The following is a 22520-nucleotide window of genomic DNA, read 5'->3' as shown; positions in this document are numbered from 1 at the left end:
TGAGCGGTTCACTTACCAATGCTGTTCACTCCTGAGAATCAAGGCTAACCCAGGCGTATCCTGGGGTCTACCACGCTGTACAGCAGGTCAATGGCCAGGTTGAGGAGCACGTACATGGCCGCGATGAGGAGCACAAACCCCTGGATCGCCTCAAAGTCCTTGTTGAGCAGGGCCATCCATGCATAGGAGCCGATGCCCGGCCAGGCGAAGATCATCTCCACCAGCACGTTGCCCGCCATCAGGTAGCCGAACACGATGCCGATGGTGGTCAAAATCGGAATCATCGCGTTGCGCAGCGCGTCGCGCCACAGGATTTCGCGCATCGGCACGCCGATGGTCTTGGCGGTGCGGATGTAGTCAGCGTTCAGTTGGTCCAGCATCCCCGCGCGCACAATCTTGGTGATGGGGGCGCTCACCACGAAGGCCAACGTGAACGCCGGCAACGCCAGATGATGTAGCGAGTCCTTCAGCGCGGCGGTGTTGCCCGTGAGGGCGCTGTCCACAACGAACATGCCCGTGATTCGCGCGGGCGGCTCTATCCCGACGGTGAGCCTCCCGAGAGGAGACGCGGCCCACCCCAGCCGATAGTAGAACACGAAGATAAAGACAAGCGCAAGCCAAAACAGCGCCGTGGAAGCCCCGAAGATGGTGAAGATGCGCACCACCTGGTCAAACCACGAGTTGTGAAACAGCGCCGCGAGGATGCCCAGGATGACGCCGACAAAGATGGCAATCAGCGTGGCCGCCAGGGCCAGTTCCAGCGTCGCGGGCAGGCGCTGCCACAGGTCTTGCTGGACCGGCTGGCCGGTGCGCCAACTTTTGCCCATGTCGCCGCGCGCCAGTTTCGCCACGTAGTTCACAAACTGGACAGGCAAGGGCTTGTCCAGGCCCATCTCCTTCTCTACTTGCGCCAGCAGTTCCGGCTTCGCGTATGGGCCAACGCGCACCGCCGCGGGGTTCCCGGGCAGAATGCGCGTGATGATAAACACCACCACCACGACGCCGCACAGCGTTACAAAAGCCAGCGCAAGTCTGCGCAGTGCATATCGTCTCAGCGATCCCAAAGCCTTCTCCACCCCAGTATGATCTTGACGTCGGCCTCCGAGGCCCGCACATCGGAGGCCGACGTCCTCACAGAATCCCCAGAACGATGCCCACGCTACTTCTTGCCCATGTAGGCGAACCGCAGGCACAGGTCATCCAGTTTGGCGAAGCCGTAAAAGTCCTTGTTCATCGCCACGATCCAGTCGGGCTGATGCAGGTACGCCCACGGGGCCTCGCTCACGATGATCTGCTGCGCCTCGTCCAGCATTTTCTGGCGTGCCGCCTGATCCACCGTCCACGTCGCCTGCTCAATCAGTTCATCCACGCGTGGGTTGCAGTAGTCGGCGTAGTTGGTGAATGCGCCGCACTTCAGTAGGAATGTCAACTGGAACGCAGGGTCGTTGCCCCACGAATACCAGTCGTGAATGAAGAACGGCAACTCGTGCTTATTGAGTTTGTCGAAGAAGTCGGCGTCGGTCATGCGGTTGACGGTCACATCCACACCCGCCTCGGCCAGGGACGCCTGAATCCACACGGCAGCATCCACGTCCCAGGGGATGGACTGGCGGACCGACAGTTCCAACTTGAGGTTGGAGACGCCCGCCTCTTTCAGCAACTGGGCGGTCTTCGCCGTATCCGTTTCGTAGTTCCAGAAGGACGGGTTGTGCAGCGGCATCCCCTTGGGGATGGGCGAGTAGGCCCGCTGGCCGTAGCCATACAGCACTTTGTCCAGGATGGTCTGATACGGGATGCCGTAGGAGATGGCCTGCCGCACCTTGACGTTGTCAAACGGCGGGATCTTGTTGTTCATCCCCAGGTAGAACAGGCGGGTGTAGTGGATGGCCTTGACCTTCACGTTGGGGTCGGCCTTGAGCGCGTCAATGTCCTTGAACGGGAGGCCCAGCGCCAGGTCAATGTCGCCCTTCTTCAGCAGCAACTCGCGATCCTCGGGCGAGGGCACCACCTTGGCGATGACCTTGGAGTTCTGGAAGAAGTCGGGGCCTTGCCAGTAGTTGGGATTCGGCTCAAAGACATACTCCACCCCAGGCTCCCACTTGGTAAGGATGTACGGCCCGCTGGGGTTCGCATTCTTGCGGTACCAGTCATGGGCCCAGGGGTCCTCGGCCGTGGCGTGGGCCTTGGTGGTCGCCGGGTCCATCGCGCCGAACACCTGGAAGGCCAACTGCGGGATCAGCAGGGCGCCCTGCTGCTGGAGATTGATGCGCAGGGTGTACTTGTCCACAACCACAACATCTTCCGCCTTGGAGAAGCCCATGAACTGGGTGAGCAGCGGGATGTAACTGCGCGGAGACGTCAGCGCGCGGTCAAAGGTGTGTTTGAAGGACTCGGCGGTGATCTCGGCACCATCCGCGAACTTGGCGCCCTGACGAATCTTCAGCGTGATGGACTTCCCGTCGGGGGCTATGGCGAACGACTCGGCCAGACCCGGCACGTACTCCTGTTGCCCTTCAAGCACCGTGCCGTCGGCATCGGGTACCAGTTTCTGCTGGAGCATCGGCTCATACAGGTTGGCCGTCGCGTAGTACCCCGCGTCGCTCCGGAACTCCATCAGTTCAATGTGGTCAATGTCGCTGTCCAGCGCCAGGACGATCACGGGCTTGGTTGGGACAGGCGTCGGCGTGGGCGGCGGTGGGGTGGTTGGCTCCGGTGTGGGGGAGGGCTTGGCCTCATACGGCGGCGGCGCCGTGGGCGTAGCCTTCTTGGCGCAGGCCGCCAGCCCCGCCACCGCAACACCCAGCACGACAATCACAACCAGAATCTTGAACAAACGATCGGTACGCATGGAAACTCCTCCTTGCTCCTAAACTTACAGATTTGGGTAACCACGCTGTTGAAAACCCGCCAGCATCTGTTGTTGTCTCACCTCCCTTCGTCGCCAGTCGTGGCACAGTGAAGCGTCTATCCTCCGAATGCCTTCACCATAAACGTTACGGTGTCGCCCTCCTGCAAGGGTGCATCCCATCCCTCCGCCAGCCGCTGCACCGGAACGCCGTTCACCAGCGCCAGCACCATATCCCTTTGCAGGCTCGCCAGGGGGGCGCGCGGGTCGGCCCGACGCTGCAAGTCGGTCCAGAGCTGTCCCACCGTCACCCCCTCGCTGTACGCCACGAGTTCCTCTTCCATGCGGCCGCTCTGGGGGTGGCTCAGCCCGAACAATCGCAACCGTATGCCCACGCGCTCCCTGGCCATCTCGCATCCCTCGCTGCATCACGGAATCTGCGGAATGCCCACGCACACCGAATCCAGCCCCAGGAACTTCAGCGTGCTTTGTCGGGGGATGCTGGTCTCCAGGTCCCAGCCGTGCGCCGTGTAGTACTGGTCCAGCAAGTTCTCCAGCATGGCGGCGTCGGTAATCATCCCCTTGTTCGGCCCATCGGGCACAGGCTCGTTCATCATGCGCCAGGGCAGGCGGTCGTCCTGACGGCGCGCCCCCTCGCGCACGTTGAAGCATTTCTCAATGGTAACCATACGGCGGGCCGCCAGCATCAAATCTTCCTCGGACATGGGAACGCCCACGGCCAGGCTGAACATCTGCGCCATGTTCTCCGGATTCACGGCGAAGGCCGCGGTGGACGTGAAGACGCAGAACCCGAGCGCCTCACTGGCCCCGTAACACTGCTCGTGCCACAGGACAATCTCGGCGCGCTTCTCGGTCAGGCGGGGGTCGGCGTACTTCTCATCGCCGGTAACCTTGCGGATGACGTCGCGCGATTCCTGGGTGAACCCAAACTCCGCGTAGGTTTCCGTCATGAGGTGATCGGGGCCGCGCGGGTTGACGGCGAAGGCCAGGGCGTAACTCTTGGCGGCGCGGGTATCCACCGCCGACTGCTCCAGCCCCTTCGCCTGAATGGCCCACTTCCAGGAATCCCCGCCGATTTCTTCCGCGGCCGCGCGCGTCCCCTCGGCCAGCAGGTCGCCCAGAAGCCCCTCGCGGCGGGCGATGCGCTGAATCAGGGCCAGTTGCGCCTCGGCGTTGCCAAAGCGCAAGTCCAGCCCGTCCGCCTGCTTCGGTGAAATCAGGCCCTTCTCGTAGGTCTCCATGGCCCAGGAGATAACGTGGCCCGTGGATATGGTATCCATTCCCAGGTCGTTGCACAGTTGATTGGCTTTGAGCACGGCCTCAATGTCGGTGATGCCACACTCGGCGCCCAGGCTCATCACCGTCTCCAGTTCGGGGCCGGAATCCAGCACGTCGCCCCATTTCGGCGAGCGGCTCTTCACGAAACGATGGCACGCAGTGGAACACGCGAAGCACGACTCCCGGCCGATGAGGTACCCCTCGCTCAACAGGTACTGGCCGCTCAGCCGCTCTCCGTGTTCAATGGTAACGCGGCTGAAGTTGTAAGCCGCCAGCATGCCCATCTCGTTGAGGCCGGGGATGGAACCGGCGGTGCCCCAATTGTACAGGCTCTCCGAGCCGGCATCGGCCGCGAGCGCCCCGCGCACCTTCCGCGCCAGGGCGAAGAACTCCTTGCCCCTGGCGGGCCGCAGGCCACCCGTGCCCCTGGCGGCGATGGCCTTCAGGTTCTTGCTGCCGAACACGGCGCCGATGCCGCCGCGGGAAGCCGAGTTGTAGCGCGAGACCATGAAGCAGGCGAACTTCACCTTATTCTCGGCGGCGGGGCCGATGATGCCGGTCTGAATCGTGGGGTCGCCGATTTCCTCCTTGATGAGGTCATCCACCTCGCGGGTCCCTTTGCCCCACAGATGCTCTGCCGAGCGCAGTTCCACCTTCCCATCGTCAATCCACAGGTACACCGGCCTGGACGCCACGCCGTGAATCATCAGGTAGTCGTAGCCGGCATACTTGATGGCGGCGCCCAGGTGGCCGCCCACGCTAACCTTCAGGTAAAGACCGGTGGCCGGGCTTTTCGTCGTGATGGACGAGCGGCCCGACGAAGGGGCGCTGGTACCCGTCAGTGTGCCGGTGCTGAAGATGATGACGTTCTCAGGCCCCAGCGAGTCGGCTCCGGCAGGCACCTGCTCGTACAGCCATTTGGCCGCCAGGCCGCGCCCGCCCAGGTACTTCTGGAGATCCTCCAGCGGAACGTCCTCCACCCAGGTGGCGCGCTTGGACAAATCCACATGCAGAAGCCGCTGTTTGGCGATGTCGCGAAGCATTTCTCCCCTCCTATCGGCCACGGTACTGCGCCGCAACTGTGTGCGCGTGCGCCAGGCGCTTCACCTGCGCGGTTGGCATGGCCTCGCCGAAAGACAGCGCCCCGTAGATGCAGTGATCCACGCAGACAGGGCTGCCATCGCAAAGATCGCACATTATCGCCACGCCGCGCTCCTCGTTCATGTCGGCGGCTCCAAACGGGCACGCACGCACGCAATCCCCGCACCCGATGCATTCTTCCTCGTCAATGCGCACCACGGGCACCGACGCATCCCTGCGCACGGCTCCCGTCGGACATGCGGCGATGCACGGCGCGTCGGCGCAGTTGACGCACACCACCGGCACGTTCATGCCCACATCGTGCAATTGCATCACGCGAATGCGCGAGAGTCTGGGGGAGAAAACACCCTCCTTTGTAAACGAGCAGGCCAGTTCGCACGCCTTGCAGGCGGTGCATTTGGCCGCGTTGATGTGGATGTTCACGATATGCGCCTCGTCCATAGTTGCCTACTCCTTTCCCTGCGCGTGATCTGCCGGCCTCTCCAGCCGCTCCAGAAAGATGCTATACCCGCCGTCTTCGGCCAGTTCGGGGTACAGGGCCTGCCCGCCAGCGCGCACCAACAGGGCGATCTGCGCCACGCGCCTGCCCAGGCTCTGAGTCGCGCGCACGGTTACCAGCGCATCCTCATCCCCTCGCGCCACCAACTCGCGCAGCGAGTTCTTGCCGTCGCCGCAGCGCGTCCACCCTGCCGCCGAGATGTACGACTCCCAGGGGTCTCCCGTAACCGGAATCCCACCCATGACCAGGGCGTGGTGGATGAGTTGCGTGGCTGCCTGCTCCTGGCCCGCAAAGATGTGCGCGCCCTGGACGATGATCCCGATGACCCGCAGGCTCTTGGCCACCACCCCACCGTAGTAACTCCACAGACTGTTGCCCAGGCGGTCTATGAAGCACTTGAGTTGCCCCGGAATTCCCAGATGGTACACCGGGATGGAGTAGATGATGGCATCGGCGGCGGCCCACTTGTCCCGCAGAGCGGCGAAATCGTCCTTGATGGAGCATTCGCCGTTGCGCTTGCCGCACGTATAGCACGACACGCACGGGCCGATCTTCAAGCCGGCCAGGCTGACCACCTCAACCTGCATTCGGTCGCCAGCCGCCTTCTGCGCCTCCTCCACCGCCAGTTCCAGTAGGTATCGGCTGTTGCCGGTGCGACGCGGACTCCCGCATATGCCCAAGAGCGACAGCGGCTTCATGCCTCTGCTCCCGCCCGTGCAGCCTGCACGGTCTCCATCAAGCGGCGCGCCGTCTCGGTCATTTTGGCAAACTCGCCCGCGGCGACCCACTTCTTGTTCACCAGGCTCCCCCCCACGGCCACGGCTACCGCGCCGGCCTTGATGTAGTCGCCTGCGTTCTCCACCTCCACGCCGCCAGTGGGCACAAGCGGGGCCTGCGGCAAAGGCGCTCGTACCGCCTTGATGTACTCCGGCCCGCCCAGCGACGCCGGAAACACCTTGATGAGGTCGGCCCCAGCCTCCATCGCGGCGACAATCTCGGTCGGCGTCAACACGCCGGGCACCGCCACGACGCCATAGCGATGGCACAGTCCCACCGTCCGGGGATTAAGGTTGGGCGAGACGACAAATCGGGCCCCCGCCAGCACGGCCGCGCGCGCCGACTCCGGATCCAACACGGTGCCCGCGCCAAGGATGACCCTGTCGCCGAATTTCGCCGTCGCGGATTCCAGAATGTCCAGCGCGCCGGGTGTCGTCATGGTGAACTCAATGATGTCCACTCCGCCCTCAAGGATGGCATCCGCGACCTTTTGCAGCGATTCGGCGCTGTCCAGGCGCACGATGGCGATGACCCCCGTGCGCAGAATTCGGGCGATGACATCCTGCTTGAACATGCGAGAACCTCCTAGCGAACGATGCGCAGCCCCGCGCCTTTCAGAAGCGCCTCCACCTCGGCCAGTGTGGCCCAGTTGAAATCTCCCCACGACGTTTGTTTCAACACCGAGAAGGCATTGCCGTACAGCACGCCTGCCGCCACGCCCTGCGTCAGATACCCATACAAGAAGCCCGCGGTATAGGCGTCGCCGCCGCCCACCCGGTCCACCACCTCCACGTCGTACACCCGGTCGTCGTACACGTTGCCCTCGCGGTCCACCGCAATGGCCGTCCAGGTGTTGCGCCACACCGAGGGCGTTTCCCGCAGGGTGATGGTAACCACCTTGAACCCGAAGCGATCAATCAGTTTGCGCGCCACATCTACATAGGAATCGGCCTTGACGCCGAAGACTTTCTCGGTGTCTTCCTCGGTTGTGGAGAGGATGTCCACCATCTGCATGAGTGGCTCCTGCACCTGCCGCGCCTTCTGCGTGCTCCACAGTTTGGCGCGGTAGTTGAGGTCGTAACTCACCAGACAGCCATGCCGCTTTGCCGCTTCCATCGCCTCGGCCACCACCGCGGCTGCCGAATCGCTCAGGGCGGGCGTGATGCCGGTGGTGTGGAACAGGTGGGCGCCGCGCAGCACTTCGTCCCACTTCACCTCGCCCGGCCGGATGCGGCTTATGGCCGAGCCTTCGCGGTCGTACAGCACCGAACTGGCCCTGGGCGCGGCCCCGTATTCCACAAAGTACAGCCCCATGCGGTCCTCAGAAGTCCAGACGATGTGCGACGTGTCCACGCCGAACTCGTTGGCCTTGTTGCGGGCCATGCGCCCCAGGGGGTTGTCGGGCAGGCGGCTGACCCACGCGCTCTTCAATCCGAGCCGCGCTACGCCTGTGGCCACGTTGAGTTCTGCGCCGCCCACCGTTACGGCCAGCGAAGTAACCTGCTCCAGGCGCTGGAACCCCGGCGCCGCCAAACGAATCATGGTCTCTCCAAAGGTAACGACGTCCATGGCAACGATGCCTCCGCTGAAGAATGGTTGCTCACACTGCCCTGTAGGGCACGCCCTGCCTGCCGGGCATTGCTTCGCCCGACGGCAAGGCTCCCAGTTGCCGACTGACCCGCTTGCCCACCGACAGGACCCGCTCCACCAGCCCATCCTCGCGAATGGCACGGGTTATCCGCTCCACCGGCCCCGAGACGCTGATGGCAGCCACCACCGTGCCCAGATGATTCCAAAGTGGGATGGCGACGCACATCACATCTTCCTCGTGCTCGGCGTTGTCCAGCGCATACCCGCGCTCCCGCACGCGCTCCAATTCCTCCATCAGCGCGTCCACCGTCGTGATGGTGTTGGCGGTGAAGCGCCTCATGCCGTTCTTGGAGAAGAACCCGCGGACGATGCCCGGATCCTGATAGGCCAGCAGAGCCTTGCCAACGGCCGTGCAGTAGGCCGGCGACCTCCCGCCTACCCGCGAACTCATGAGGCCGATGGGCTGAAGTCCCTCTAGTTTCTCCAGATAGATGACCTCCATCATGCGCGGATCCAACACTGTCAGGTGGACCGTCTCGCGGCTGGCGTCGCGCAATTCCACCAGGAACGGGTACACGCGCTCGCGGACGTTGAGGTGAGCCAAGAACGTGCTGGTGGGCTTCAGGATGCTGACGCCGACCCGATACCGCCCCGTGGCCTCATCCTGCTCCACGTAGCCCCGACTCTCCAGCGTCGCCAGGAGCCGGAACGTGGTACTTGGGTTCAGCCCGATTCGGTCGCTCACCTCCATCAGCGACAACGCGGGCTCGTCCGTAGAGAAGGCCTCCAGGACATCCAGCGCGCGGAGCACCGCCCGGATATGGTACCGTTCGTTCTCCGCAGATTTGCTCTGCATGCGAGTCATCCCTCCGCGATAGGGTAGCGACCGTGCTTCTGCGCGGCCTCAAACATGGCAAACAGGTTTTCCAGGGGCACGTTGGGCTGAATGTTGTGAACGGAATTGAGGATGTAGCCCCCGCCGGGCGCGAACACCCGAATCTTGCGCTTCACTTCGTCTTCCACATCCTGCGGCGTGCCGAAGGGCAGGACGCGAATCGCATCTATGCCGCCCCAGAACGTCAGGCGGTCGCCGTAATCCCGCTTGAGCCGTTCGGGCTCCATCTTGGCGGCGTCGGTCTGCACCGGATTCAGGGCGTCCACGCCCATGTCAATCAGGTCGTCCAGCAGGTCGTACACCGACCCGCAGGTGTGCCACATGACGGGCGCCCGCGTCCGCGACTTGATGGCCTCCATCAGCCGCGCATGTCGGGGCTTGATGAGTTTGCGGTACAGTTCGGGCCGGATGCAGGTCCTGTCCTGATGCCCCATGTCGTCGGACACCGAGACCACATCCACCAAATCGCCCACCTCGTCCAGAACATCCTCCACCACGCCGAGCAGCGACTCGGTGATGGCGTCAAAAATCGCCTCCATCAACCGAGGTTGGGCGATCAGGTCCACAAACCAATCCTCAAACCCGCGCACGAATTGGCTACACTGCAGCACCCAGATGGACAGGTTGAGCACCAACGCCCGATCCGTGGACTCGCGCTGTTTGCGGACGCGCTCGCGAAGTCCGCGGGTGTAGCCCGGGTCGTGCGGGTCGGGCCATGGATGATTCAGCACGTCGTGGATCGTGATCTCGCCGCCCAACGGGGGCTTGAGCATGTCAAAGTAGTGGGATGTCGGCGGCTTGTGCCAGGTGATGCCCCAAGAATCGCGGTAAACGTTTTCGCCCAGTTCCACGAACTGATTGCGTTCCAACTCGGGCGGGCCGTAGAAAACGCCAACGGTGTCCACATGGAAGATGTCCAGAATGCGTTCGTCCACCATGCACACCTGCTGGGACCGCTCCATGACGACCGTGGGGCTATCTATGCCCAGATGCCGCTTGAGTTCTTCGTACTTCGGGATCGTGATGGTGGTGATCCACGTGCTGCCGAAATCCACCGGCACGCGGTCGGGTTCGCGGTGCGCCAGCGCCGCAAGGACACGTTCCCGGCTGTTCATCCCGCCAACTCCTCCAAGGGACGATAGGTCAAGTCAGGGCGACCGTACCGTTCGGGGCTGAAGGCTTGTGCTCCGACGTCCGTGCGCACGGCTTCGCGCAGGCGCTCATGGCAAGGCGCACCCACCAGCGCCACCTCCGTCCCTGCCTTCAGTTCCACGCTCATCAGCCCACGGCCCGTGGTAGGGTCAAGGAGCAGCACCAGGTCGGGGAACATGGCCCGCACCTTGCCGTCAATCTCCAGGAGCATGGTCTCGTTCTTGATCACGAGCCGCGCCGTCTGGCCTCGGTGCGCCCCTTCACCCTGAATGGTGGCCGTCGTGAAATAGAAGCCCAGTCTCTCCTCTTCGTCCAGCCTGAGAATCCGACCGGTGAAGAGGCGTTTTCCCTTCATCTCGGCGGCGATCACCGAAATCGGGTCGCCACCCAGTCGCCGCGCGGCTTGCACGGCGCGGCCCAGGTGCAGCGCTTTGCTGATGGTTCCGGGGACCACCGCCTGCTTCGCCTGGCGCCCGGTCATCGGGTAGTGGTTGTTGGCGCCCAGCCCGCCGCCATTGCTCACAACCCATCGGCCCAGTTGATCGGGGTACGTGGGACTGACCGCGCTCTGGACAATCACCACGTTGCCGTAGTAGTCTATGAGCGGCATCGGCGTAAGCGAGACGCCATGGCCGATGAAACTGGTCATCTGGGTCTCCGGCGCGGACCGGCCCAGGGCGTCGCCGTCAATGATGGGGATGCCCAAGCGCGCCCCCAACGACAGCACCACCGGCGTGTTCAGCCCGCCCACCTCAAACGGAACCATGTGGTCTATCTTGCGGCCCAGGATGCCCTCCATCACGCGGGTTACGGCTTCCAGTTCAAATCGCTCCTCCCAGTGGGCCATGATGGCGTCGGTGCCAAACTCTTCCAGTTTCTTGACCGACCCCATGATGCCGCCCGAGACCACGGTTGCGTCGTCGGCGATTTCTTCCAGGGGGATAATCTGGGGGTGCCGATTGTGGGCGAAGTCATTCTGCATGATAGCCTTGCCCCATTCGGGGGAGCCTCCGCCGCCCGTGCCCAGGATGGCCAAGCCTTCCAAGAGGGGTTCCACGTCCGCGGGTGTAAATGAATAGACCGGCATAAGCAACCTCCGCTACAAACGGGCTGGACGAGATGTAACGAAAGCGTCGCCATAAGGGAAAGGCCCTCACGCGGCGCGCTAGGGTTTTTGTTCTATGAAAATGATTTTTACTGACCGATAATAGTATACACGGAATTTCGCGCGTTGTCAAGAGTTTACCTCTGCCGTGAATGCACCGGTGTGCTAACATGGCCCGAAACGCTTGACGTCTGGGACAGAGTGTGCTACAATGGATAGTAAGTTACAACGTTAGAATTTGGGCAGTTGGGTTCTCCGGATGTGAAAACCTACGAAAGGAGATGAAAGTATGTCCTCACTTGACGACTATCGCAAACTGTACGATTTGAGCGGGAAGGTGGCGCTGGTGGCAGGGGGCGCGGGCGGGATCGGCGCGGCCATCTGCGAGGCGCTGGCGGCCTTCGGGGCGACGGTGGTGGTGTGCGGGCGCACCGGGTCCAAGGCCGAGGCGCTGGCGGCGCGCATCAACGAGCAAGGGGGCAAGGCGTGGGGCGCGGCGCTGGACGTGCTGAATGTGGCCGAAGTGCGGGCGTTTGTGCCCGAGGTGGCGAAGCGGTTTGGGAAGATAGACGTGGTGGTGAACAGCGTGGGGATACTGCGGGAGGCGCCTGCGCTGGAGTACACGGAGGAGGACTGGGACTACGCGCTGGACTTGAACCTGAAGGCGGCGTTCTTCTTATCGCAGGCGGTGGCGCGGGAGCAGGTGGAGCGCGGCGGCGGGAAGCACATTCACATCAGTTCGGTGCGGAGCATGTTGGGGTTGCCGAAGCGTGGGTATGTGTCGTACTGCGCGAGCAAGGGCGGGATGAACATGATGATCAAGCACTTGGCGACGGAGTGGGCGAAGTACGGGATCACGGTGAACGGGATTGCGCCGACGTTTGTGCGGACGGAGTTGGTGGCGCACATGTTGGCGGATCCGGAGTTCTACAATCCGTTGGTGGCGCGGATACCGTTGGGGCGGATTGCGGAGCCGAAGGACATTGCGGCGTTGGCGGTGTACCTGTCGGCGCCTGCGTCGGACTTCATCACGGGGCAGATCATCTTCGCCGATGGCGGCATTACGGCATCTCAATGAGGAGGCGTCGGATCCATGGGTATAATGTGTCGGTGGTTTTCGGAGATTTCGCGGAACGATGTGGCGCTGGCGGGAGGTAAAGGCGCGAATCTGGGCGACATGGCGCAGGCGGGGCTACCCATCCCGCCGGGGTTCGTCATCCTATCCTCGGCGTACAGGCGGGTTGCCGAGGCGCTGGGCCTGGGCGAGCAAATCGCCCGCATTCTCAGCGGCCTGGATTATCTGGAAAGCGGGCACCTTCAGGAAGTAGAGCATCGGGTGCGGGCGTTGTTTGCCGACATCCCGATTCCGGATGACCTGCGGGACGAGATCGTGGCCCACTACCGCGCCCTGGGCCCGGATGCGGCGGTAGCGGTGCGCTCTAGCGCGACGGCCGAGGACCTGGCGGGGGCCAGTTTCGCGGGGCAACAGGAGACTTTTCTAAACGTGGTTGGCGAGGACCAACTCCTGCGCGCGGTGCGGGGGTGCTGGTCCTCGCTTTTCACGTCTCAAGCGATCTTCTATCGGCACCAGAAGGGCTTTGAGCACTCCGAGGTGTCTATGGCCGTGGTGGTGCAGAAGATGATCAATTCGGAGAAGTCGGGCGTTACCTTCACGGTTGACCCCGTGATGCGCAATCACTTCCAGATGACCATTGAGGCGGTGTGGGGGCTGGGCGAGGGGATCGTTTCCGGCACCATCACGCCCGATCACTACAAGGTGGACCGCGAGACCTACGAGATCGTGTACGAGTTCGTGCCCGAGAAGCAGATCATGGTCTGTCGCGACGGCGATTGCGGGGTGATCACGTTGCAGGTTCCGCCGGACAAGGCAGCGGCCAAGGTGCTGACGCTGGACGAGTTGCGCCAACTGGTGGACCTCGGCAACAAAGTGGAGCGACACTTCGGGTGCCCACAGGATATTGAGTGGGCGTCGGAGGGCGGCACAATCTATCTGTTGCAGAGCCGCCCCATCACATGCCTGTAAACGTGGAGGGAGAGATGCTACAACTCTCGGAAGAGATGTCGTCGGGCGAGGCCCGATTGCGGGTGGATGTGTACGGAAGCCGCCCGGTGGAGCACGTGCTGGACGAGATGTCGTTCTTGGACTACCGCCTGGCCAGCGTTCGCATTGAGGACACGGTTACCCGTCCTAGGCCGGACATCATCTGGCGACAGGACGCGGCGCGGAAAGACATTCGGTACGAGGATGGCATTTTGATTCTGGACGGCGAGTGGTTCCAGGGCGAGGTGCAGAAAGTGCTGGTAACCATGCTGGCGTTTCGCATGGAGGAGCACGGCCTGCATCCGTTCCACGCGTCGGCGGTGCGGTACATGGATCGCACCATCATGTTCCTGGGCGGCGAATCCAATCACGGCAAAACCATGTCCCAGATTGAGGGCTGCCGCAGGGGCGGGCTGGTCGTGTCCACGGAGACGACGGTGGTGGACGAGCGCGGCTGGGCGGTGATGGGTTCCAAGTCGGTCTTCCTGAGGCAGCGCGCCAAGGGAACCGAGCGCGCCGACTTGCCCAACCAGGATCAGGGCGTGGCGAAGTTCTTTGACAAGACGCCCGAGTTTGTGAACTATGACGCGCCCAGCAACGTGGACATCGTGATTCTGCCCTCCATTGACGGCAATTTTGACACGGCAGTGGTGGAGATGATCCCGTTTGAGCGGGAGTATCAGACGTATCACTCGGTGATGAACTACTTTGGCCTCAATCAACTGCTGTCGCCTGGGCTGCCGATGCCCATTGTGGATACGGACGAGCGGAGGGCCCGCCGCGCCGACTTCGTGCACCGCTTCGCGGTCCGTCCCTACTACCTGATTCGGGGGCGGAACCCGCAGGTGATCCTGGACGAGGTGGAGAAACTGCTGTAAGCATCGGGGCAGCACCGCCTACAGAAACGGAGGTGGGAATGAGAGCCATCGGAGCGGCCGAAGGGGAGACGTTCCCCAAGACGGCGCTCAGCGACCGGGTGCGCGAGTTCATCATCAAAGCCATCATGAGCGGGGAGATGAAGCCCGGCCAGCGCATCATAGAGAGCGCCCTGGCGCGGCAGTTAGGGGTGAGCCAAGCGCCGGTGCGCGAGGCCATTCGCGACCTAGTGCTCATGGGCTTCTTGGAGTCCGAGCCGTATAAGGGCACGTTCGTGCGGTCGTTCACGGCTGAGGAATTGTACGAAGTGTACACGGTGCGCGCGGCGCTGGAATCCCTTGCGGCCCGCCTGGCGGCCCCGCGTGCCACCGATGAGGACCTGGCCGCGCTTCAGGACATCCTGGAGCAGATGGTGGAAGCGGGCAAGGCGCGCGACGGGAACCGTATGGTGCGCCTGGACAATATCTTCCACGAGGCCATCATGAAGTTGTCGGGCAACCGCTTGTTGTACAACCTTTGGCAAACGCTGCGCTTCGGCTACTGGACCATCGTAACCACGCGCGTGTCCGAGTACAATCTGGAGGAATTGGCCAAGCGCCACGAGGACCTGCTGAAGGCGCTCCAGACGCGCAATCCCCAGAAGGCCATGACGGCGATGCGCCGCCACATTGAGGACTTGGGCAAACCCCCCGAGAACTTCGGCCAGGAGAATGGTCTGGGATGACGCAGGCGGATGCTCTCGCAAGGGCGCGTGAACTGTTCCTGCGCGACGACAACCTGTACGGCTGCGCCGAGACAACCCTCGTGGCGCTCCTTGAGGTCTTCGGGCTGGGCGGCGAGGACGATGCGGCGCTGTGCATGGCGCTGAACGGCGGGGTGGCGTGGCGCGGATGGGTTTGCGGCGCGATTTCGGGCGCTGCGATTGCCGTGGGCCGCCTGGCCGCCTCGCGCATCCCCGACCACAAAGAGGCCAAAAGAGTTAGCAGAGCCATTATCAACGGGTTCATAGACCGGTTTTGTGCCGCTTATGGTGCCACACATTGCCGCGACCTGCTGGGCCTGGACATTCATGAGCCGACCCAACACGCGCGGTTCATTGAGAGCGGCATCTGGAGAGATGTCTGCATGCGCCAGATAGAGTTCGCGGTGCGCGCGCTTGCTCCCCTGGGCGACGAACAGGAGTGGGAACGGGCGATTTCCCGCCTGTAGTCGCCCATCGGATTTCATGCTGCTGGAGGTGGTCATGGCGATGGAGATCACGATGCCCCAGTTGGGGCTGACGATGGAGCGTGGGAAGGTGGTGAAGTGGCTGGTGGGCGTTGGGGACACCATCGCCCGCGGCCAGGCGATCTTTGAGGTGGAGACGGACAAGGCCATCGTAACGGTGGAGGCGCAGCAGAGCGGGAAGGTGGCGCGGATTCTGGTGGCGGAGGGGGAGGAGGCGCCGGTGGGCGCGCCGGTGGCGGTGCTGGAGGGCGAGGGCGCGGCGGTGGCTGCTGCGCCGCCGGAGCCGAGGCGCGAGGCCGAACCCGCGGCGGAAGCGGTGCGGGGGGAGGCGTCGTGGAAGGCGCGGGTGGAAGCGCGGAAAGCCGGACTTGACATTGCCAGCATCGCGGGGAGCGGCCCTGGGGGGCGCGTGGTGGCGGCGGATGTGGCGCGCGCGGTGGCGGCGAAGGCGGCTCCGGCGGCAGAGGCTGTGAAGGCGACGCCGGCGGCGGAGAGGTTGGCGGCGGTGCTGGGGCTGGAGATGGCCGGGATTGCGGGGACGGGCCCTGGCGGGCGCGTGATGGAGGAGGACGTGTTGCGCGCTGCGGCGGCGGTGATCCGCGGGCGCGGGGCAGTGGAGGCGGCTCCTGCGGCGCCGTCGGGCGTGGTGGAGCGGATACCGCTGACGGGCGTCCGTGGGGTTGTGTCGCGGCGGATGGCGGAGAGCGCGCGGGAGACGGCGCGGGTAACGCTGTTCCGGGAGGTGGACGCGAGCAAGATGATCGCGTTGCGCGACCGCCTCAAGGATGAGGGGATAGAGATCACGTACAACGACATCCTGGTGCGGGTGTGCGCGGAGGCGTTGCGGCGGCATCCGGAGGCGAACGCGCGGCTTGGGGATGGGGTGATTGAGCGGCTGGGGGATGTGAACATTGGGTTGGCGGTGGACACAGAGCGGGGGCTGCTGGTGCCGGTGATTCACGGCGCCGACCGGATGAGCCTGGCGGAGTTGGCGCGAGAGCGGGCGCGGCTGGTGGAGGCGGCGCGGAGCGGGCGGATTGGGCCGGACGACCTGACAGGCGGGACGTTCACGATCACGAACCTGGGGATGTACGGCGTGGAGGGGTTCACGCCGGTGATCAACCTGCCGGAGTGCTGCATATTGGGTGTTGGGCGGATGGTGAAGAAGGCGGTGGTGGTAGGGGATGAGATGGCAGTGAGGCCGATGATGGTGTTGAGCCTGGCGTTTGACCATCGGGTGATAGACGGCGCGCCAGCGGCGAGGTTCTTGGAGACGATCGCGCGGCTGATGGAAGAGCCGGTGCTGATATTGACATAACGCGGAGGGTAGAATGAGCGCGAAGAAGACAGAGGCAACGACCGAGGCTCCGCCGGAGGACCTGACGCGGGAGCAGTTGTTGGGGATGTACCGGCGGATGCGGCTGATCCGTGCGTTTGAGGACAAGGCGAAGGAGCGGTTTGAGGCGGGGGAGATCGCGGGGTTCTTGCACCTGTCGCAGGGGCAGGAGGCGGTGCCGGTTGGGGTGTGCTGGGCGCTGGGGCCGCGGGACTACATCACGAGCACGCACCGTGGGCATGGGGACGTGATTGCGAAGGGGTGCGAGGTGAAGCGGATGTTTGCGGAGTTGTACGGGCGGGCGACGGGGTACTGCAAGGGCAAGGGCGGCTCCATGCACATTGCGGACTTCAGCCAGGGGATCATTGGGGCGACGGGGATTGTGAGCGGGAGCCTGCCGACGTCTGTGGGGATTGGGATGGGGATCAAGCAGCGCGGCGGGGACGAGGTGGTGGTGTGCTTCTTTGGGGACGGGGCGACGGCGGAAGGTGGGTTCCACGAGGCGCTGAACCTGGCGTCGCTGTGGCAGGTGCCTGTGGTGTTTGTGTGCCAGAACAACCTGTACGGGTTATCGCAGCCGTGGGAGAAGACGGCGTACAAGTGCGATTTGGTGGCGCGAGTGGGGACGTACCACATCCCTGGGGAGTGCGTGGACGGGATGGATGTGATCGCGGTGCACCGCGCGGCGCGGAAAGCGGTGGAGCGGGCACGGCGCGGCGGCGGGCCTGGGTTCATAGAGGCGAAGACGTATCGGTTCTTGGGGCATTATGTGGGGGACCCTGCGCTGTACATGCCGGCGGAGGAGCGGGAGGCTTGGCGGAAGCGGGACGCGATTGTGAAGTTGCGGGGGCAGTTGCTGGCGTGGGGGTATCTGACGGAGGCGGAAGACGAGGCGATGGGAGCGGAGGTGGCGGCGGAGATAGAGGCGGGCGTGGAGTACGCGAAGGCGAGTCCGCTGGCGGCGCCGGAGACGGCGCTGGACGAGTTGTACGTCCACTTTGACTACCTGGGCAATCCAAGATAGGAAGGAAGGCACGATGGCTGTCCGCGAAATCACCTACAGAGAAGCGCTGAAAGAAGCCATGCGCGAGGAAATGCTCCGAGATGAGACCATCTTCCTCATCGGTGAAGATATTGCCGACCCCCACGGCGGCTCCTACAAAGTTACCGCGGGGCTGTCCACCGAGTTTGGCCTGGACCGAGTCATTCAGACGCCTATCAGCGAGCAGGGGTTCATCGGCACGGCGGTAGGCGCGGCGCTCATGGGCAGGCGTCCCGTCGCGGAGATTCTCTACATTGACTTCTGCACGATGGCGATGGATCAGATTGTGAACCAGGCGGCGAAGATACGATACATGTCCGGTGGGCAGGCGAAGGTGCCGCTGGTGATTCGGACGCAGGGGGGGATGGGGCGGTCTTCGGCGGCGCAGCACGCGCAGAGCCTGGAGGCGTGGTTTGTGCACACGCCAGGGCTACTGGTGGCGATGCCGTCCACGCCGTATGACGCGAAGGGGCTGCTGAAGACGGCGATACGGTTGGACGACCCCGTGATCTTCATAGAGCACAAGTTGCTGTACAACACGAAGGGGCCGGTGCCGGAGGAGGAGTACACGATACCGTTTGGTGTGGCGGACGTGAAGCGAGAGGGGCGGGACTGCACGGTGGTGGCGACGTCGCGGACGGTGCTGATGGCGCTGGAGGCGGCGGAGGCGTTGGAGCGCGAGGGGATCAGTGTGGAGGTGGTGGATCCCCGGACGCTGTTTCCGCTGGATGTGGAGACGATTGTGGGGTCGGTGAAGAAGACGTCGCGGTTGGTGGTGGTGCACGAGGCGGTGGAGCGGTGCGGGTTTGGTGCGGAGGTGGTGGCGCAGGTGGCGGAGAAGGCGTATGGGTACGTGGACGCGCCGATTGTGCGGGTGTGCGCGCCGAGCGTGCCTGCGCCGTTTGCGCGGCAGATGGAGGACTACGTGATGGTGGACGCGAAGAAGATCGCGGACCGGGTGAGGCAGTTGGTTCGCGGGGAGATTTGATAACGAGGAGGCCGACGATGAGCAAGGTGAAAGTATGCGTGGTGGGGTACGGGACGATTGGGACGCGGCTGGCGGATGGAGCGGCGCTGCAGGGGGACATGGAGTTGGTGGGCGTGGCGGATGTGGCGCCGACGTTGCAGGTGCGGGCGCTGCATGAGAGCGGGATGCCGTACAAGTTGTATTTGGTGGACATGGGGCGGAAGGGTGCGTTTGAGGCGCTGGGGATACCGGTGTCGGGGTCGCTGGACGATTTGCTGGAGCAGGTGGACGTGGTGTTGGACGCGACGCCTGCGGGGATTGGGGCGAAGAACAAGGAGTTGTACCGGAAGCACGGGGTGAAGGCGATCTTCCAAGGTGGTGAGAAGGACGAGGTTGCGGATGTATTCTTCCACGGGTATGCGAACTACGAGAAGGGGTTGGGGCAGCAGTTCTTGAAGTTGACGTCGTGCAACACGACGGGGCTGATTCGGGCGGTGGACGCGGTGGATCGGCTGGTGGGTGTGGAGAAGATAGCGATCACGATCATACGGCGGGTGGCGGATCCTGGGGACACGCACCGAGGGTTGGTGGATTTGCTGAAGGTGGACAAGGTGCCGAGCCACCAGGCGGTGGACCTGATGCACATCATGCCGCATGTGAAGGCGACGGGGCTGTTGGTGCACACGCCGGTAACGCATGGGCATATCATCAATGTGGTGGCGACGCCGAAGAAGAGCGTGAGCGTGGAGGCGGTGCTGGAGACGTTCCGCGCGCACCCGAGGATGCGTGTGGTGCGGATAGAGGACGGGTTTGACTCCAACACGGCGTTTTTCAAGTATGCGCGGGAATTGGGGAACAAGCGAGGGGACATGTACGAGATTGGGGTGTGGGAGGAGTGCGTGGCGAAGTCGGGTGAGGATGTGATGTTTGCGATCAACATTCCGCAGGAGGCGGTAACGATACCGGAGACGGTGGACGGGATACGGGCGTGCATGGAGATGCAGCGGGATCGGCTGGAGGCGGTGGGGCTGACCAACCGCTACCTGGGGCTTGTGCCGCGGCGGTAGTGTCATCTTCGCTGGGGAGGGCTGACGGTGGAAGCGGGCATTCTGACGCTGGACGATTTCCGATTTGCGGGCAAGACGGTCATCTTGCGGGTTGACATCAACTCGCCGATAGACCCGCAGACCAAGCGCATCAGCAACGACAATCGTATCCGCAAGAGCGTGCCCACCATTCGCGAACTGGCCGACGCGGGCGCGCGCATCGTGATGCTGGCCCATCAGGGCGACACCGAGGACTATCACAACCTGATCTCGTTGGAAGAACATGGCGAGCGGCTGACCGCGCTCCTGGGCAGGCCGGTGGGCTTCATGGACGACATCGTGGGGCCGGCGGCGTTGGAGCGGGTCAAGGGCCTGCGCGACGGCGAAATCCTGCTCCTGAACAACGTGCGCTACCTGACCGAAGAGGTGTCCACGTTCGTGAACTTCGTGAAACTCACGCCGGCGCAACTGGTGCAGACGTGGTTGGTGCGGAAACTGGCGCCGCTGGCCGACTACTACGTGTGCGAGGCGTTCGCGGCGGCGCATCGCTATTCGCCGTCGCTGGTGGGGTTCGCAGAGGTGTTGCCGGCAGCCGGTGGGCGGCTGTTCGTAGAGGAATTCGGCGCGCTGGCGCGGGTCAAAGAAACGCCCAAGCACCCGTCCGTGTACGTGCTGGGCGGCGCCCGCATCGCCGACGCATTCAGCATGATGAAGCAGGTTCTCGCGGAGGGCGCGGCGGATGTAGTGCTCACGTCGGGCCTGACGGGCGAGGTCATGACCCTGGCCAAAGGGTATCGCCTGGGCGAACCCACCGAGCGCCTGATTGAGGACAAGGGGCTGTCGCCGTTTGTCGCTGCGGCGCGGGAGTTGCTGGCGACCTTCGGCGACAGAATCCTGAGCCCCGTGGATTTTGCCATTGACGACGGCGGGCGCAAGGAACTGGAACTGAAGGATCTGCCCACGCCCCATCTGCTGGTGGACATCGGGGAGCAGACCATCGCCCAGTACACCCGCGTGATTCGGGGCGCGGCCACTATCTTTGTCAACGGGCCGGCGGGCGTGTACGAGAAGCCGGTGAGCGCCAAAGGCACCGAGCGCCTGTGGAATGCTATCGCCGACGCCCCTGGCTACTCCGTCATCGGCGGGGGCGACAGCGTGGCAGCCGGCGCCAAGTTCGGCGTGCTGGACAGGATGGGGTACGTCTGCACGTCGGGCGGGGGCATGGTGCGGTTCCTGTCGGGCCAGGAGTTGCCGGTCGTTACCGCGCTGCGGCGCGCCGCGCAGCGGTATCTGGAGAAAGGCGCATGAGCGTGGTGGAGTTGCCCTTTGGCCGCGGGAGTCTGTCGGCCAGGATCCCGTCGGAAAACCTTATCGGCGTCTTCCCGCCGCGATCGGTGGGGCAGTCGGCCGTGGACGAGGGCGACCTCCTGCGGCGCGCGCTGGAGAATCCCATCGGCGCGCCCAGGCTGCGCGACTTGGCGCGGCGCGGGCAGAAGGTCGCTCTCGTTACCAGCGATTTGACGCGCCCGTGCCCTTCCGACAGGCTGCTGCCGCCAGTGCTGGCCGAGTTGTCGGCCGCGGGCATCCCCGATGAGGACATCACCATCGTCCTCGGCCTGGGCCTGCACCGCCCGATGACCGAGGCCGAACTGCGGGACGCGGTGGGCGAGGCGGTGTTCGGGCGCGTGCGGGTGGTGAACCACGACGTTCGGGACATCGTTTCGCTGGGCCGCACCTCGTTCGGGACGCCGGTGGAGATCTTCCGGCCGGTGGTGGACGCGGACTTTCGGGTCTGCCTGGGCAACATGGAGTTCCACTACTTCGCGGGATTTTCGGGCGGGGCCAAGGCCATCTTTCCAGGCTGCGCGTCCGAGGCTGCGGTAACGGCGAATCACGCCATGATGGTGCGGCCCGAGGCGCAGGCGGGGCGGCTGGAAGGCAACCCCGTGCGCGCCGACCTGGAAGAGGCATCGGCGATGGTGGGCGTGGATTTTATCCTCAACGTTGTTGTGGACGGCGAGCACCGCATCGTGCAGGCGGTGGCAGGCGACGTGAAGGCGGCCCACCGCGTGGGGTGCGAGTGGGTGTCGCAACGCGGCAAGGTGCCGATTCCTGCCCTGGCCGACATCGTGCTGGTGAGCGCGGGCGGCTACCCGAAGGATGTCAACCTCTATCAGGCGCAGAAGGCGCTGGACAACGCGGCCTACGCGGTGAAGCCTGGGGGTATCATCATCCTGGTGGCCGAGTGCGCCGAGGGCTGCGGGAATCGGACGTTTGAGGAGTGGATGACGAGCGGCGACACGCCTTCGGCCCTGCTGAACCGCATCCAGGAGCGGTTTGTCCTGGGAGGGCACAAGGCCGCGGCGGTGGCGGTGGTGGCGCAGAAGGCGCAGATTTTCTTCGTCTCGCCGAGCATGGTGACCTGGCGGCTGGCGGGCATGGAGCCTTACGACTCGCTGGACGCGGCGCTGGCGGAGGCTTGGAAGCGCATGGGCCGCGACGCCACGGTTATCGTCCTGCCCGAGGGCGGCTCGGTGCTCCCCCAGCCGCCTGCGACGTAGGACGAGTCGGCTGGACGCGAGGGCGTCCGCGATTGCGAAAACTGGTTCCGAAAGACCTTGACAGATGGGGATTGTTGTTGTATACTATGGATAATCGATTATCGATAATTCCTCCGCTCCCACTCCTGTCAGGCTGCGAC

The 22520-nt window shown here is 64.0% G+C and carries 22 protein-coding genes; 11 read left to right on the top strand and 11 right to left on the bottom strand.

Annotated elements, in window-relative coordinates; all coding sequences use genetic code 11:
• Nucleotides 1–44 precede the first annotated feature (44 nt).
• From H5T65_02840 to H5T65_02790, 11 genes are all read right to left on the bottom strand, one after another.
• Nucleotides 45–1055, bottom strand: coding sequence for an ABC transporter permease (locus H5T65_02840; protein ID MBC7258162.1), 1011 nt, complete (start codon nt 1053–1055; stop codon nt 45–47).
• A 104-nt stretch (nt 1056–1159) separates the two neighbouring features.
• Nucleotides 1160–2848: an ABC transporter substrate-binding protein gene (locus H5T65_02835; GenBank protein ID MBC7258161.1), complete on the bottom strand. Its 1689-nt coding sequence runs from the start codon at nt 2846–2848 to the stop codon at nt 1160–1162.
• A 116-nt stretch (nt 2849–2964) separates the two neighbouring features.
• Nucleotides 2965–3255, bottom strand: coding sequence for a MoaD/ThiS family protein (locus H5T65_02830; GenBank protein MBC7258160.1), 291 nt, complete (start codon nt 3253–3255; stop codon nt 2965–2967).
• Between the two features lie 18 nt (nt 3256–3273).
• Nucleotides 3274–5187 (bottom strand): aldehyde ferredoxin oxidoreductase family protein, encoded by a 1914-nt coding sequence (locus H5T65_02825; GenBank protein ID MBC7258159.1) that lies wholly within the window; start codon nt 5185–5187, stop codon nt 3274–3276.
• 10 nt (nt 5188–5197) lie between these two features.
• Nucleotides 5198–5686, bottom strand: coding sequence for a 4Fe-4S dicluster domain-containing protein (locus tag H5T65_02820; protein MBC7258158.1), 489 nt, complete (start codon nt 5684–5686; stop codon nt 5198–5200).
• Nucleotides 5687–5692: 6 nt separating this feature from the next.
• Nucleotides 5693–6442 (bottom strand): flavodoxin family protein, encoded by a 750-nt coding sequence (locus H5T65_02815; protein MBC7258157.1) that lies wholly within the window; start codon nt 6440–6442, stop codon nt 5693–5695.
• A complete protein-coding gene (gene eda / locus H5T65_02810) occupies nt 6439–7095 on the bottom strand; it encodes a bifunctional 4-hydroxy-2-oxoglutarate aldolase/2-dehydro-3-deoxy-phosphogluconate aldolase (GenBank protein ID MBC7258156.1) in 657 nt (218 codons plus the stop codon). The genes H5T65_02815 and eda overlap by 4 nt, the downstream gene beginning before the upstream one ends.
• An 11-nt stretch (nt 7096–7106) precedes the next feature.
• The gene (locus tag H5T65_02805; protein MBC7258155.1) at nt 7107–8090 is read right to left on the bottom strand and encodes a sugar kinase; all 984 of its coding nucleotides are present in this window, start codon (nt 8088–8090) and stop codon (nt 7107–7109) included.
• A gap of 31 nt (nt 8091–8121) precedes the next feature.
• Entirely contained in the window at nt 8122–8967 is an 846-nt protein-coding gene (locus H5T65_02800; protein ID MBC7258154.1) for an IclR family transcriptional regulator, read from the bottom strand.
• A 5-nt stretch (nt 8968–8972) separates the two neighbouring features.
• Nucleotides 8973–10121: a hypothetical protein gene (locus tag H5T65_02795; GenBank protein MBC7258153.1), complete on the bottom strand. Its 1149-nt coding sequence runs from the start codon at nt 10119–10121 to the stop codon at nt 8973–8975.
• Nucleotides 10118–11245 (bottom strand): DUF917 domain-containing protein, encoded by a 1128-nt coding sequence (locus H5T65_02790; GenBank protein ID MBC7258152.1) that lies wholly within the window; start codon nt 11243–11245, stop codon nt 10118–10120. The genes H5T65_02795 and H5T65_02790 overlap by 4 nt, the downstream gene beginning before the upstream one ends.
• Before the next feature lie 307 nt (nt 11246–11552).
• Here H5T65_02790 and H5T65_02785 point away from each other — a divergent pair, with 307 nt between their 5' ends.
• Genes H5T65_02785 through larA form a run of 11 tightly spaced genes read left to right on the top strand, consistent with a single transcriptional unit; the run spans nt 11553 to nt 22380 of the window.
• Nucleotides 11553–12341: an SDR family oxidoreductase gene (locus tag H5T65_02785; protein ID MBC7258151.1), complete on the top strand. Its 789-nt coding sequence runs from the start codon at nt 11553–11555 to the stop codon at nt 12339–12341.
• Nucleotides 12342–12356: 15 nt separating this feature from the next.
• Nucleotides 12357–13307 carry a hypothetical protein gene (locus H5T65_02780; protein ID MBC7258150.1) on the top strand — a complete coding sequence of 317 codons (951 nt, stop codon included), beginning with the start codon at nt 12357–12359 and terminating at the stop codon, nt 13305–13307.
• 14 nt (nt 13308–13321) lie between these two features.
• Nucleotides 13322–14203: a hypothetical protein gene (locus H5T65_02775; protein ID MBC7258149.1), complete on the top strand. Its 882-nt coding sequence runs from the start codon at nt 13322–13324 to the stop codon at nt 14201–14203.
• A gap of 38 nt (nt 14204–14241) precedes the next feature.
• Entirely contained in the window at nt 14242–14925 is a 684-nt protein-coding gene (locus H5T65_02770; protein MBC7258148.1) for a GntR family transcriptional regulator, read from the top strand.
• Nucleotides 14922–15410: a C_GCAxxG_C_C family protein gene (locus H5T65_02765; GenBank protein ID MBC7258147.1), complete on the top strand. Its 489-nt coding sequence runs from the start codon at nt 14922–14924 to the stop codon at nt 15408–15410. The genes H5T65_02770 and H5T65_02765 overlap by 4 nt, the downstream gene beginning before the upstream one ends.
• 16 nt (nt 15411–15426) lie before the next feature.
• Nucleotides 15427–16746 (top strand): 2-oxo acid dehydrogenase subunit E2, encoded by a 1320-nt coding sequence (locus H5T65_02760; protein MBC7258146.1) that lies wholly within the window; start codon nt 15427–15429, stop codon nt 16744–16746.
• A 13-nt stretch (nt 16747–16759) separates the two neighbouring features.
• Entirely contained in the window at nt 16760–17788 is a 1029-nt protein-coding gene (locus H5T65_02755; protein MBC7258145.1) for a thiamine pyrophosphate-dependent dehydrogenase E1 component subunit alpha, read from the top strand.
• Nucleotides 17789–17801: 13 nt separating this feature from the next.
• A complete protein-coding gene (locus H5T65_02750; GenBank protein ID MBC7258144.1) occupies nt 17802–18794 on the top strand; it encodes an alpha-ketoacid dehydrogenase subunit beta in 993 nt (330 codons plus the stop codon).
• 17 nt (nt 18795–18811) lie between these two features.
• Nucleotides 18812–19840 carry a type II glyceraldehyde-3-phosphate dehydrogenase gene (locus H5T65_02745; GenBank protein MBC7258143.1) on the top strand — a complete coding sequence of 343 codons (1029 nt, stop codon included), beginning with the start codon at nt 18812–18814 and terminating at the stop codon, nt 19838–19840.
• A gap of 27 nt (nt 19841–19867) precedes the next feature.
• Nucleotides 19868–21127 (top strand): phosphoglycerate kinase, encoded by a 1260-nt coding sequence (pgk, locus tag H5T65_02740; protein MBC7258142.1) that lies wholly within the window; start codon nt 19868–19870, stop codon nt 21125–21127.
• Nucleotides 21124–22380, top strand: a complete 1257-nt coding sequence (gene larA / locus H5T65_02735) for a nickel-dependent lactate racemase (GenBank protein MBC7258141.1) — start codon at nt 21124–21126, stop codon at nt 22378–22380. The genes pgk and larA overlap by 4 nt, the downstream gene beginning before the upstream one ends.
• Nucleotides 22381–22520 lie beyond the last annotated feature (140 nt).

Source organism: Chloroflexota bacterium (assembly GCA_014360805.1).
Classification (GTDB): Bacteria; Chloroflexota; Anaerolineae; order DTLA01; family DTLA01; genus DTLA01.
Note: the sequence above shows the minus strand (reverse complement) of the source record. Positions and strands in the feature narration are given on the sequence as shown.

Coding starts and splice junctions, on each gene's coding strand:
- H5T65_02765 (MBC7258147.1), top strand. CDS start 14,922: ATGACGCAGGCGGATGCTCTCGCAAGGGCGCGTGAACTGTTCCTGCGC.
- H5T65_02775 (MBC7258149.1), top strand. CDS start 13,322: ATGCTACAACTCTCGGAAGAGATGTCGTCGGGCGAGGCCCGATTGCGG.
- H5T65_02830 (MBC7258160.1), bottom strand. CDS start 3,255: ATGGCCAGGGAGCGCGTGGGCATACGGTTGCGATTGTTCGGGCTGAGC.
- H5T65_02820 (MBC7258158.1), bottom strand. CDS start 5,686: ATGGACGAGGCGCATATCGTGAACATCCACATCAACGCGGCCAAATGC.
- H5T65_02800 (MBC7258154.1), bottom strand. CDS start 8,967: ATGCAGAGCAAATCTGCGGAGAACGAACGGTACCATATCCGGGCGGTG.
- eda (MBC7258156.1), bottom strand. CDS start 7,095: ATGTTCAAGCAGGATGTCATCGCCCGAATTCTGCGCACGGGGGTCATC.
- H5T65_02790 (MBC7258152.1), bottom strand. CDS start 11,245: ATGCCGGTCTATTCATTTACACCCGCGGACGTGGAACCCCTCTTGGAA.
- H5T65_02815 (MBC7258157.1), bottom strand. CDS start 6,442: ATGAAGCCGCTGTCGCTCTTGGGCATATGCGGGAGTCCGCGTCGCACC.
- H5T65_02785 (MBC7258151.1), top strand. CDS start 11,553: ATGTCCTCACTTGACGACTATCGCAAACTGTACGATTTGAGCGGGAAG.
- H5T65_02760 (MBC7258146.1), top strand. CDS start 15,427: ATGCTGCTGGAGGTGGTCATGGCGATGGAGATCACGATGCCCCAGTTG.
- H5T65_02755 (MBC7258145.1), top strand. CDS start 16,760: ATGAGCGCGAAGAAGACAGAGGCAACGACCGAGGCTCCGCCGGAGGAC.
- H5T65_02805 (MBC7258155.1), bottom strand. CDS start 8,090: ATGGACGTCGTTACCTTTGGAGAGACCATGATTCGTTTGGCGGCGCCG.
- H5T65_02750 (MBC7258144.1), top strand. CDS start 17,802: ATGGCTGTCCGCGAAATCACCTACAGAGAAGCGCTGAAAGAAGCCATG.
- H5T65_02745 (MBC7258143.1), top strand. CDS start 18,812: ATGAGCAAGGTGAAAGTATGCGTGGTGGGGTACGGGACGATTGGGACG.
- H5T65_02770 (MBC7258148.1), top strand. CDS start 14,242: ATGAGAGCCATCGGAGCGGCCGAAGGGGAGACGTTCCCCAAGACGGCG.
- H5T65_02795 (MBC7258153.1), bottom strand. CDS start 10,121: ATGAACAGCCGGGAACGTGTCCTTGCGGCGCTGGCGCACCGCGAACCC.
- H5T65_02825 (MBC7258159.1), bottom strand. CDS start 5,187: ATGCTTCGCGACATCGCCAAACAGCGGCTTCTGCATGTGGATTTGTCC.
- H5T65_02780 (MBC7258150.1), top strand. CDS start 12,357: ATGGGTATAATGTGTCGGTGGTTTTCGGAGATTTCGCGGAACGATGTG.
- H5T65_02835 (MBC7258161.1), bottom strand. CDS start 2,848: ATGCGTACCGATCGTTTGTTCAAGATTCTGGTTGTGATTGTCGTGCTG.
- larA (MBC7258141.1), top strand. CDS start 21,124: ATGAGCGTGGTGGAGTTGCCCTTTGGCCGCGGGAGTCTGTCGGCCAGG.